Origin of the sequence: Candidatus Ornithobacterium hominis (genome assembly GCF_900538215.1) — a bacterium.
GTDB lineage: Bacteria > Bacteroidota > Bacteroidia > Flavobacteriales > Weeksellaceae > Ornithobacterium > Ornithobacterium hominis.
Genome location: NZ_UNSD01000002.1, coordinates 569926 through 582256, shown reverse-complemented (window position 1 = coordinate 582256; position 12331 = coordinate 569926). Strand labels below are relative to the sequence as shown.

The following is a 12331-nucleotide window of genomic DNA, read 5'->3' as shown; positions in this document are numbered from 1 at the left end:
TAGGATTTTACAAAAATTCTTACGTAATTTTAGTCATATTTTACTTTTTAAGGTCTAATAAAGTTTCAAAATACACCTAGAATCTTAATAAAACGCTTCCCCAAGTGAATCCGCTACCAAAAGCCGTTAAACACACTAAATCGTTTACTTTTACGCGCCCCTGCTGTTTGGCTTCAGATAAAGCGATGGGAATGGACGCTGCTGTTGTATTTCCGTATTTTTGGATATTATTAAATACTTTTTCGTTTGGCAAGTTAAGCTGTTTTTGAATAAACTGACTGATTCTGAGGTTAGCTTGGTGCGGTATAAATAAATCTAAATCTTCTCTAGTATAGCCGCTATCTTTCAAAACTTCAACAATAGATTCAGAAAATCTTGCCACGGCATGCTTGAATACGAAATTCCCGTTCATATAAGGATAAATCAAATGCGTATTTTCTTTTTCGGCTGCATCTATCAGTGACTCAATCCAACCATATTTAGGCCCTGGAAATGCCATCATTAGTTCCTCGGCATATTTCCCTTCCGAATGTAAGTTTGTAGCTATAATTCCTCTGTTCGCTTCCTCGCTTGCTGATAAAACTACTGCTCCGGCGCCATCTCCAAATATAACGGAAACTCCTCGCCCTCGTGTCGTCATATCCAAGGCAAAAGAATGAACCTCTGCTCCTACGACCAATATATTTTTATACTTCCCTGCTTTGATGAAAGCATCTGCTGTGGCTAATGCATAGACAAATCCAGTGCATTGATTTCTTACATCAAGTGAGCCAATGGTATCTAGCTCTAATTTTTGCTGAAGCAATACACCGCTCCCTGGGAAGTATAAATCTGGACTCAGTGTAGCGAAGATAATGAAATCTATTTCGGTTTTATCTACTCCAGCATCTTTTATAGCTTCTAATGCCGCCTGATAGCCTAAATCTGATGTTGTTTCTTTTTTTTCTGGGTCAACGTGTCTTCTTTCTTTGATGCCAGTTCGCTCGGTAATCCATGCATCATTGGTTTCCATAATTTTTGATAAATCATCGTTTGTTACCACATTTTGAGGCACGTAATGTCCTACGCCCAATATGATTGAATTTTTTAATCTCATTATTTGTTTTTGATTTTAAAAATGTTTTTTGTAACCAAATATTGATAGAATAAATAAAATAAATACCCAAAAATACTTCCAACGATTGTCCCTACCAAAATATCTAAAAAATAGTGCACGCCTAAATATACTCTGCTGTAGGCTACAAAAATCGCCGTTATTAATAAAAAAATATAAAAGCCTTTTATTTTTTCTCTAAAAATATAGCTTAAAAAAACTGCTATACCGAAATGATTGGTCGCATGACCAGAGAAAAAGCCATACTGTCCACCACAAACACCTTCGACTGAACGTAAAAATTCTGCAACGCCAGGTTGATGACACGGGCGCAAACGCTGTACAATGACATTTTTGAACAGAAGAGAAATTTGGTCTGTGCAGGTAACTAACAGTGCTCCCGCCACGGCAGCGTAGATTAAGTTTTTTAACCCCCAAAATTTATAAATCAAAAATAAGCATACCGCATACAGTGGAAACCACGTATATTTATTGGTGATTAGCAACCAAAAATCATCCCAGCTATCTGAGCCTAAATTATTTAAATCTATCAGCAACTGCTGATCCCAGTGAACTAATTCTTCCAAATCAATTTCTTTTTATTGGTCCCATCGCATCGTCTATTTCTTTCTTTGCTGATGAAATTTCGTTTTCTATACTCTTTTGCACTTCTTTGATTTCGCCGCTTGGGTCTATACTTTCAGCACTTTTCATTACTTCTCTTTTGATTTCGTCAGTGGCATTTCGCATAGCCCTTACACCTTCGCCCAATCCACGTGCAATTTCCGGTATTTTATCCGGACCAAAAATCAATACTGTAATGATTAAAATTACTGTAATTTCTTGGAAACCAATAAATGCAAATATAACTGAATAATGCATAAGCCAAAGGTATAAATAATCAAAAAAAGTATTTATAAATATTTATTTTTTTTTTAAGGCTTAAAAAAAATTACGCTTTAGTATGTAGTGTTTTAGCAAAATGAACAAATGCTTGACGCTCATAGGTAAAATAAATGAAGACCGCCGAGTGTGATTGAAAAACCAGTGAATAAAAAACAGTGATTTAATAATGATTGTTTTTTCTTGAGAAATAATAATCGTAATAATTACCTGAAAGTTTAAAACCTGCTTAAATTCTAAATATAAAATTTAAGCAGGTTTTATTTTTTTTAAGGTTTATAAAAATTCCTTATTATTTTTTGTTTTTCTTATCCATCAAGTCATAGAATAGGTAACTCGCTACAAATACTGACGAATATGTACCTACTCCTACCCCTACTGCTAGGGCAAACATGAAGCTTCGAATGGTTTCTCCACCTAAAATTAATATGACTAAAATTACAAACAAAGTCGTCATAGAGGTATTGAGTGTACGAGTCAAAGTCGTGTTTATGGCTTTGTTGATTAAATCTTTTAAAGACATGGATGGAAATTCTTTCAAGAATTCTCTTATACGGTCAAATACAATGACGCTATCATTGAGTGAATAGCCAATCACCGTCAAAATTGCTGCAATAAATGCTACATCTATCTCTAAACTGAATGGCACAAACCCATGAAGTAATGAGAATAATCCTAAAACAATTAAGGAATCATGCATGGTTGCTAGTACTGCTCCAGCGCTAAATTGCCACCTCTTAAAGCTTAAAATCAAGTATAAGAATACTAAGCTTAATGCAATGGCTAATGAGTAGAATGAATTGTAAGTAATGTCATCTGCTATAGATGGACCTACTTTCCTGTATTCTATCAATCCGTAAGCGCCTTCTTTGCTCTCTCCTACATTCACAAATTGGTCAAAATTTAAATCTGTAAAATAAGATTTCAAGCCTTCATAAATTTTTTCTTCTATCTCTTGGTCAACTTCTTGGCTATCATCATTACTTTTGTATTTTGTAGTGATTTTCACTTGGTTAGATGTCCCTGCTCCTATGCTTACAACGTTGGGTTGATAGGAGTTTCCTTCTTCATCTATAAAAACTTTGGCTAAGTCTGAAGCTATTTCATTGGATTGTATAGGCTGATTAAATCTGACTTTATATTCCCTCCCGTTTTGGAATTCAATTCCCAAATTTAGTCCACGTGTAAATAATGAAATTAGTGAAATTATAACTAAAGTTCCTGAAATGATATAAGAAATCTTTTTGAATTTAAAGAAATCAAGATTAGTGTTTTTCAAGAAATTGAGTGACCATTTATTTCCTAATTTTATATTCCTGCCATTCTCTAATCTCCTGTAAATAAAATACATACACAACAGAACGGAAGTAAAAAATGTTGTAAATACACCGATAATCAATGTTACAGCAAAACCTTTAATCGGTCCATTACCAAAATAGAATAAAACGATTGCAGTAATTAAAGTTGTAATATTAGCATCAATAATTGCAGAAAGTGCTCCTTTCCACGTATAGGCTATGTCAACAGACGGGCGTAAAGATTTACCTTTTGCCATTTCTTCTTTTATCCTTTCATAGACAATCACGTTAGCATCCACTGCCATACCGATAGTCAATACTATACCTGCGATTCCCGGTAGCGTTAATGTGGCTCCAAAAGCGACCAAGATTCCTAATAGAAATAGGATGTTTACGATTAAACCTATTACAGATATAATCCCTGCTTGATTGTAGAAGAAAATCATATATGCAAAGACAATCACTAAAGCAATCAAGAAAGAAAAAATCCCGTTTTGAATCGATTGTTTCCCCAGAGATGGCCCCACTACATCTACTTGAATGATTTTAGCCGAAGCTGGTAAGCTACCTGCGGACAAAACACTGGCCAAGTCTTGTGCCTCTGCCATGGTGAAATCACCAGATATACTTGATCGGCCACCAGAAATCGGTTCATTGATATTTGGTGCGCTGTATACTAAATTATCTAAAACTATGGCAATGGGTTTATTTTGATATTTTTTTGTAATTTCATACCACTCTCTTCCTCCATTTGAATTCATCTGCATAGAAACCATAATGTCGTTTCCAAAAGTCTGAGTCAAAGTTTCAGCAGAAGCGTCTGTCACCGCTCCGCCATCTAGCAAAGCCATGTTTCTTGCATTTCCTTTGATGGCATATAAGGGTAAAAAATCTGTTTCTTGCCCGCCTCTGTTTCTAAATGTTTTATTCCCCCACAAAAACTTAACATTCTTTAGCCCTGCTGGCAATAATTCTTCCCCCAGTTTACTGCTGAATGCTTTATTAACTTCTGCTGTATCCTTTAATTGAACAAAAAATGTTGCATTAGTTTGTGATGGAATTAGTTTTGAAATCAATGAATTGCTCTCCGCTGCTGAATCTTGTGGGTTCATCAAGCGTTGACTTAAATTTGTAGCGTAATTTGAAAGTTGTTCATCTAGTCTTAAAGCTTCCCAAAATTCTAACTTAGCTGTTGATTGCAATAAATTTTTAACCCTATCAGTATCTTTCACCCCAGGAAGCTCTACCAAGATTCTACCGCTACCTGCTTCTCCCACTTTTTGCACATTGGGTTGCGTAACACCAAACTGGTCGATGCGCGCACGGATAACCTGAAATGCAGTATTAATCTTATCAGTTATATATTTATCAAGAATTTCTTTTACTTCATTATCAGTTGAATTAATTGAAATTAATTCAGCATTTTTCCGATTTCCAAACAAATCTGGAGATGCTAAGAGTAAGTTCGATTCCTTTTCTGCCTTATACTTATCATATTGTGCAAAAAAATCGTTGATATAATCTGCATTACTACTTTTTTGGGCTTCATCAGTTCTATCTAAAATATCCTTTAAAGCTGGTGAAGCTGAATGGTCTGAAAAATCTTCAATCAAATCTCTTACTGAAATTTGCAAAATCACATTCATCCCTCCTTTCAAATCTAGTCCCAGCGCCATTTCTTTCTCTTTTGCTGAGTTATAATCATATCTCACAACACCTAAGTCTAGTGTGTCGCTGGCTAATCGACTGATAATTGAATTTTTAAACGTGTTTTGATATGATTCACGCTCAACAAAACTTAAATCTGGTGCTGCAGAATCTAATGAATCCATTCTCTGAACCAGTTCACGATCAGCCTTGCTTTCTATGATGTTGGTATACCACGTAAAACTTAAATAGTAAATACTTAAAATCCCGAGTGCAATGGCAAACGTTAGTATTAATCCTTTTCCTTTCATTCTCCGATTTCTAAAAATACGTTAATAACGGGCAAATATAAGCTTATGAAAATAATTTTCATAAATTTTAAGCATAAGTTTTATACATAGTCTTAACAAATTTTATTTTTTTGTTTTTTAGAGCTTAGTTTTTTTTGAGTAGATATCAACTTTTTAATCTCAAGATTTTATTTTCATATTTTTTTTTAAGCCTTTAAAAAAAATAATTTCAACTCTTTCTTCTCTCTATTTCAAAATAAAATCCCCAAAATTTCATTCAATAAGCGTGGCATAATTCAACAAAAATCCATTATTTTTGCTAATTTATATTTAAAGTAAAAATGAAATATTTTCTCATCATTTATTTAGCTTTCGCTTCTGTTGTCCAAGCACAAGCTACCGATTCTATTTTGGCAAAAGAAATACAAAATAAAATAAGCGCCATGCCTTACTATTCCTACGGCAAAGGAATCGGAATCACTTCACCAGATAGTTTGTATCAAATGAATATCCGCTTTAGGATGCAAAGCAGAATCACGGCTTTGGGAAAAAATGATGAAACGGTGTATAAAGCTACCGTGAGGCGCCTAAGGCTGCGATTTGATGGCTTTGTGAGCGACCCAAAGTTTCAATATGTAATTCAGCTTTCTTTTCCTCACGAGGATATGGGGACCACTGGAAATAATACTGACCTCAATGTTGTACGTGATGCAATGTTCTTCTATTTACCCAATAAACATTGGCAAATCGGTGTAGGGCAAACCAAACTCCCTGGCAATAGGCAGCTGATTAATTCCTCTGGCGGACTGCAACTTACTGATAGGTCTATCAATAATTCTACGTTTAATATTGATAGAGATTTTGGAGTTCAGGTCTACTATTTAGCCAAGAAAAAGCAAGGATTTGATTACAATATAAAGACCGCCATCAGCACAGGCGAAGGACGAAACTTCTTGCATGAATCTGATAACGCCTTGGCTTATACTGCAAGGCTGGAACTATTCCCACTCGGTGCTTTTAGCCGAGACGGAGCTTTTTACGAAGGTGATTTAGCTCGAGAAATTTCGCCTAAAGTCATGCTTTCTGGTAGCTACCAATACAATCAAGATGCTTTGAGAAGCAACGGACAACGTGGTGATTTACTGGATAATGCGCAAGATATTCGCAGTCTATTTCTGGATGCCATTGCAAAATACCAAGGCTGGGCGTTGATGTTAGCTTATATGCAGAAAGATTCAGAAAATCAAATTCCAGCCACTTTTGCAAATCCAAAAGATTTAAAATATGTATTTACAGGGTACGGCATTGATTCTCAGTTAAGTTATCTTTTCAGAAATAATTTTGAAATCATCGGCAGATATTCTCATCAGAATCCAACGAAAGACGTTTGGGTTTTGAACCCAAAACAAAACCAATTCAGCTTGGGGGTTACCAAATACATTTCTGAACACGCCTTTAAACTACAAACTGAAATCACCAAAACCTACGCTGAATATTTTAACGGCACCAGCGAAGACACTTGGTTTATCCGTTTTCAAATAGAATTGGGGATTTAAAAAGTTGCTATTTTTTTAAAGGCTTAAAAAATTTTTAATCTAAATTTAAATTGCTTTTAAATATTCTTAAAATCAGATTAAATCAGATTAAATCAGACCTAAATTCTCTAAAGCTAATTTTAAATTAGTTCCTGAGGGGCAATGAATCGTTTGGAAACCAAGTCTCTCGGCAGCTTCTATATTTTGTAAATTATCATCAATGAAGAGACATTCTTCTGCTTTTAGCTGATAGCGTTCCAAGAGAATTTTGTAAATTTTAGATTCAGGTTTTATAGTTTTCTCCTCTCCTGAGACCACAATGCCATCAAAAAGCTGAAACACACCATAACGCCTGAATGCGATACCAAAAGTTTCTGCAGACCAGTTCGTTAAACCATACAGCGGGTAAGATTTTTCTTTCAATTTCCCAACCAAATAGGTGTTTTCATAGATGTCACTTTTCAGCATTTGTTCCCATTCGCTGTAGTAATCTCGGATGTGTTTCTCATATTCAGGAAACTTTGCCACACGCTCTTCTGTTGCTTCTTGCAACGAACGCCCTGCATCTTGCTGAATGTTCCAATCATGCGTGCAGACATTCTCTAAGAAATGATCCATCGCATCTTCACTTTCAAACTTATCTTTGTAATAATACACAGGGTCCCAATCCATTAAAACTCCTCCAAAGTCAAAAACAATATTTTTAATTTTCATAGAATTACATTTTTTCGGGCGTTTTAATTCCCAATAGGTTTAAACTTCTTTTTATTTTCTCGCCCACTTTCTTTATCAGTTGCAATCTAAATTGCGTTATATTTTCATCATCATTGCTCAAAATGGAATGATTTTGATAAAATCCATTGAATAATTTCACCAAATCATATGCGTAATTAGCGACCAATGCTGGATTTAATTCCTCGGCCGCTTTGCTCACCACTTCATCATAATCATTCATTTGTTTCACTAAATTTTTCTCTATTTCGGTCAATTCAGGAGAACGGAATTCACCTGCCACTGGCGTTTTTTTTCTCAGCACTGACTGTATGCGTACGTAAGCATATTGCAAGAAAGGCCCTGTATTCCCGTTAAAATCAATACTTTCTTTAGGGTCAAATAAAATTCTTTTTTTCGGGTCAACTTTTAGAATATAATATTTCAGTGCTGCCATCCCGATTGATTCATAAAGTTTCTCTTTCTCGTCATCGCTCATTCCGTCCAATTTGCCAGCTTCTTTCGCAATTTCTTTGGCGGTAGCTTTCATTTCGTTCATCAAATCATCAGCATCTACCACTGTCCCCTCACGAGATTTCATTTTCCCGTGTGGTAAATCTACCATTCCATAAGACAAATGATGCAAATCTTCTGCCCAATGAAAGCCTAATTTCTTAAGAATTACAAATAAAACTTTAAAATGATAATCTTGCTCATTACCAACCACATACGTTAATCCATCAATATTAAAGCTTTCAAAACGCTGTACCGCCGTACCTAAATCTTGAGTGATGTAAACTGAAGTTCCATCTGAACGTAAGACCAATTTTTCATCCAGTCCATCGTTGGTCAAATCAATCCAAACGGAGCCGTCTTCTTTTTGATAAAAAACATTTTTTTCTAAGCCTTTAGAAATAATGTCTTTTCCCAGCAGATAAGTTTCGCTTTCATACTGAATGCTATCAAAATCAACTCCCAATCGCTGATAGGTTTCTTCGAAGCCATTGTAAACCCAAGCATTCATTTTTGCCCAAAGTTCCCTCACTTCAGGTTTCTCATCTTCCCAATCTTTGAGCATTTTCTGTGCTTGATTCAGTAGGGGAGCTTCTTTTTTCGCTTGCTCGGCGCTCATTCCTTTTGCTACCAAATCCTGAATTTCTTTTTGATATTCTTGGTCGAATTTTACATAATAATCACCCACCAAGTGGTCTCCTTTTTTGCCAGAAGATTCAGGCGTTTCATTTTTTCCAAATTTTTGCCAAGCCAGCATAGATTTACAAATATGGATGCCTCTATCGTTAATTACCTGTGTTTTTAAAACTTCGTTGCCAGCTTCTCTCAAAATTTCAGCCACCGAATAGCCTAAAAGATTATTCCTAACGTGCCCTAAATGCAGTGGTTTATTGGTATTAGGTGAGGAATATTCTACCATTATTTTTTTTGAAGGCTTAGGATATTCTTCCGTTTTTTGGTATAAGAAATCATAAAAAGCTTCGTCTGTCAAGCTCAAATTCAGAAAGCCTTTTACAACATTGTACGATTTAATTTCAGAAATTTCCAGTAATTTTTCACCAATTTTCTCTGCGGCTTCTTCGGGTTTTAATTTTAAAATTTTCACAAAAGGGAAAACAACCAAAGTGTAATCGCCTTTAAATTCTTTCCGCGTATTTTGAAGTTCTATTTTATCATCCTCAAGCGCCAAAAAATTTTTTAAGGCTTTAAAAATTTTTGATGAAATTTCCGTTTTAATATTCATAAAATGACTTTTCTAAAAAAAACAAAAATAAGATTTAAAAAGGATTTTTTAAGCCTTACTGAGAATAGAATTTACAATGCCCGTAGCATGTTCTATCGAATTTTCAATAAAGTATGTGGACGTATGGTTTCCCCCGCATACAACACCTGCTACGTATAAATTTTCAATTTCAGTTTCGTGCGTATCTAGAGAGAAATTAGGTCTATTAAAATTATTGCTATCACAAGTCACGCCTATTTTATTCAAAAATTCGAAATCAGGATGGTAGCCAATCATTGCTAGTACAAAATCATTTTTAATTTCAATCAGCCCTTGTGGTGTACTGATTTTCACACTTTTAGGATTAATTTCCGCCAATTCAGAATTGAAGTAAGTGGGAATTTCTTGATTTTCTATTCGATTTTCGATATTGGGTTTAATCCAATATTTAACGTTTGGTTCTATCTTATTATCTCGTACGACCATCGTCACATTCACACCCGCTTGGTGTAGCTCTAGAGCGACTTGAGTAGCACTATTACCTGCTCCTACGACTACAACATTCTGATTAATGTATGCATATGGCTCGTCATAATAGTGTTTTACTTTAGGTAATTCTTCCCCTGGGATATTCAGTCGGTTTGGCTGGTCATAAAATCCTGTTGCTATTGCAATATTTTTAGCTGTGTAGTTCTCTTTTGCTGTTTTGACCTGAAATAAGTCTTCTTTTTTTTCTATGTTTTCTACTTTTTCATACAAACGGAGCTGAAGATTTAGATGCTCTACAACTCGGCGGTAATATTCTAAAGCCTCGGTTCTTTTAGGTTTTTCATTGATGGAAACAAAGGGAATTTCACCTATTTCTAATTTCTGAGAGGTAGAAAAAAATGTCATGTTCTTGGGGAAATTAAAAATACTGTTTACCAACGTTCCTTTTTCTAGAATCAGATATGAGAGTTTATTTTTCTGAGCTTCAATGGCTATTGCTATTCCCATTGGTCCTGCCCCGACAATAATTATATCATAAACTTGCTTCACTTTTTTCATTTTGATTGTTCTTTACAAATTTCATGCTTTAATTAATTTTAATTATAAAAAAATGTCTACAAAAAGCAAGCTCTTGTTAATTATTTATTTTTTTCTAAAAAATGGTATAGACCAAATGGAAGGCTACAATCATCATTATCAAGAAAAACAGTGCTGAGGCAAAAATTCCTACGGTAAAAAAGATGATTGATTCATTTTTTAAAATAGATTCTCTTAAATTTTCTAAATCCTTTCTCATTTCACGTCATTCTCATTAGTTAATGATATGAAAATAAGAAAATTTTAGATTAAAAACCAATTCTTTAAACTTTATTTTTAAATTTTAACAATCATTTTTTTCTACCCATCAAGTTAATTTTATTTAAAGCTCTGCTCTAAACCTTTCAATTTCTGGAATAATTTAGCTTGTGTTTCATCATAATCTTCTACACTGTTTAATGTCTCTTTCACAGAGAAATAGAATTTAATTTTCGGCTCCGTCCCGCTGGGTCTTACACAGATTTTTGACCCATCTTCTAAATAAAATATTAAAACATTTGACTGAGGTAAAGTTAATTTTTCTGCTGTGTCATCAAGCATATTTTTTACAATTCCTGCTTGTACATCCATTAATTTCACAACTTTAATTCCATTGATTGTTTCGGGGGTTCTTTCTCTAAAGTCACTCATCAAAGCTTTTATTTCATCTGCTCCTGATTTCCCAGGACGCACTAGAGAAACCAGTGCTTCTTGGTAGCAAGTCAGCTTCTGATAAATTTTCAATAACTCTTCGTAGAAAGAGCTTCCTTCATTTTTTGCTTTGGCAGCAATATGACATGCCAGCAGCGTAGAGGTTACCGAATCTTTATCTCTTACAAAATCATCTACCATGAAACCAAAACTTTCTTCTCCTCCACATACAAATTTCTCATTTTCATCTGCTTCTCGAATCATTTTACCAATCCATTTGAACCCAGTGAGTCCTGTTTTGCAATTTACGCCAAAATGTTCTGCCATTTCGATGAAAATATCTGATGTTACAATAGTTGAGCCTATAAAGTTTTTGGAATTTATTTCGCCTTTTTCTTTCAATTCATTGAGCAGAAAATAGGTTAAAACCGTATTGGTTTGATTCCCATTAAGCAAGACCATTTCTCCTTTTTTATTTCTCACTGCTACGCCCAGCCTATCTGCATCAGGGTCTGTTCCTATTACGATGTCAGCTTGATTGAGCTCAGCTAATTCCATTGCCATTTTGAGCGCGGCGGGCTCCTCTGGGTTTGGCGACTCTACCGTTGGGAATTCCCCGCTAGGTTTGGTTTGCTCTTCTACTAAAAAAACATTTTTGAATCCCGCTTCTTCCAAAGCCTCAGGAATTGATGCTATTGCCGTTCCGTGGATAGGCGTGAAAACAATTTTTAAATCATCATAGCCTTTTTTATCATTTCTTGAGCCAAATTGAACGCACTTTTCAATAAAGGTTTGGTCTATTTCATTAGATAAAACGTGAATCAGATCTGGTTTTGCTGTGAACTGAATGTGTTCTGCCTTTACTTGATTGACTCTACGGATAATTTCTTCGTCGTGAGGTGGTGTCACTTGAGCTCCATCATTCCAGTAAACTTTATAGCCGTTATATGCTGGCGGATTGTGCGATGCAGTCAATACAATACCTGCATTACAGCCCAAGTGTCTTACTGCAAAACTGAGTTCTGGCGTTGGTCTAAAGCCATCAAAAATATAAACATGAATATTGTTAGCGGATAGAACGTCTGCTACAATTTGCATAAACTTTCGGCTATTGTTTCGCACATCGTGAGCTATGGCAACTTTAATTTCTTCGCCTTGAAATTGCTCGTTTAAGTAATTTGCTAAACCTTGTGTCGCTGTGCCCAAAGTATATTTGTTTAGTCGGTTAGTCCCCACCCCCATGATGCCACGCATTCCACCAGTACCGAATTCTAAATTTTTATAAAAAGCGTCTTCCAACTCCTTTGGGTTAGAGTCAATTAATTGCTGAACAGCTTCGCGCGTTTCAGCATCATAACTGGGGTTTAGCCATACTTTAGCTTTATCAATTATTTTCATATTTC

Annotated in this window: 10 protein-coding genes; 1 reads left to right on the top strand and 9 read right to left on the bottom strand. The window is 35.1% G+C overall.

Annotated elements, in window-relative coordinates; all coding sequences use genetic code 11:
* Window positions 1-76 precede the first annotated feature (76 nt).
* The 4 genes from D5J18_RS02920 to secD all read right to left on the bottom strand — a co-directional run bounded on the left by D5J18_RS02920 (window position 77) and on the right by secD (window position 5252).
* Complete coding sequence (locus tag D5J18_RS02920; protein ID WP_119057503.1) at window positions 77-1096, bottom strand: 3-oxoacyl-ACP synthase III family protein; 1020 nt, start codon at window positions 1094-1096, stop codon at window positions 77-79.
* The gene (locus D5J18_RS02915) at window positions 1096-1680 is read right to left on the bottom strand and encodes a phosphatase PAP2 family protein (RefSeq protein WP_119057502.1); all 585 of its coding nucleotides are present in this window, start codon (window positions 1678-1680) and stop codon (window positions 1096-1098) included. The genes D5J18_RS02920 and D5J18_RS02915 overlap by 1 nt, the downstream gene beginning before the upstream one ends.
* Window position 1681: 1 nt before the next feature.
* Complete coding sequence (locus D5J18_RS02910; RefSeq protein ID WP_119057501.1) at window positions 1682-1975, bottom strand: twin-arginine translocase TatA/TatE family subunit; 294 nt, start codon at window positions 1973-1975, stop codon at window positions 1682-1684.
* 313 nt (window positions 1976-2288) lie between these two features.
* Entirely contained in the window at window positions 2289-5252 is a 2964-nt protein-coding gene (gene secD, locus D5J18_RS02905) for a protein translocase subunit SecD (protein ID WP_119057500.1), read from the bottom strand.
* Between the two features lie 320 nt (window positions 5253-5572).
* On the opposite strand from secD, the gene D5J18_RS02900 reads away from it, so the two are divergent.
* Window positions 5573-6787, top strand: coding sequence for a porin (locus tag D5J18_RS02900; RefSeq protein WP_119057499.1), 1215 nt, complete (start codon window positions 5573-5575; stop codon window positions 6785-6787).
* 87 nt (window positions 6788-6874) lie between these two features.
* Here D5J18_RS02900 and D5J18_RS02895 read toward each other — a convergent pair whose 3' ends face one another.
* The 5 genes from D5J18_RS02895 to D5J18_RS02880 form a co-directional block, all read right to left on the bottom strand.
* On the bottom strand, window positions 6875-7480 hold the full coding sequence (locus D5J18_RS02895) for an HAD family hydrolase (protein WP_119057498.1): 606 nt from the start codon (window positions 7478-7480) through the stop codon (window positions 6875-6877).
* Between the two features lie 4 nt (window positions 7481-7484).
* Complete coding sequence (argS, locus tag D5J18_RS02890) at window positions 7485-9233, bottom strand: arginine--tRNA ligase (RefSeq protein ID WP_119057497.1); 1749 nt, start codon at window positions 9231-9233, stop codon at window positions 7485-7487.
* A gap of 48 nt (window positions 9234-9281) precedes the next feature.
* Window positions 9282-10259 carry a YpdA family putative bacillithiol disulfide reductase gene (locus tag D5J18_RS02885; protein ID WP_119057496.1) on the bottom strand — a complete coding sequence of 326 codons (978 nt, stop codon included), beginning with the start codon at window positions 10257-10259 and terminating at the stop codon, window positions 9282-9284.
* 94 nt (window positions 10260-10353) lie between these two features.
* The gene (locus tag D5J18_RS08775) at window positions 10354-10497 is read right to left on the bottom strand and encodes a hypothetical protein (protein WP_165844946.1); all 144 of its coding nucleotides are present in this window, start codon (window positions 10495-10497) and stop codon (window positions 10354-10356) included.
* Between the two features lie 119 nt (window positions 10498-10616).
* Window positions 10617-12326 carry a phospho-sugar mutase gene (locus tag D5J18_RS02880; protein ID WP_119057495.1) on the bottom strand — a complete coding sequence of 570 codons (1710 nt, stop codon included), beginning with the start codon at window positions 12324-12326 and terminating at the stop codon, window positions 10617-10619.
* Window positions 12327-12331 lie beyond the last annotated feature (5 nt).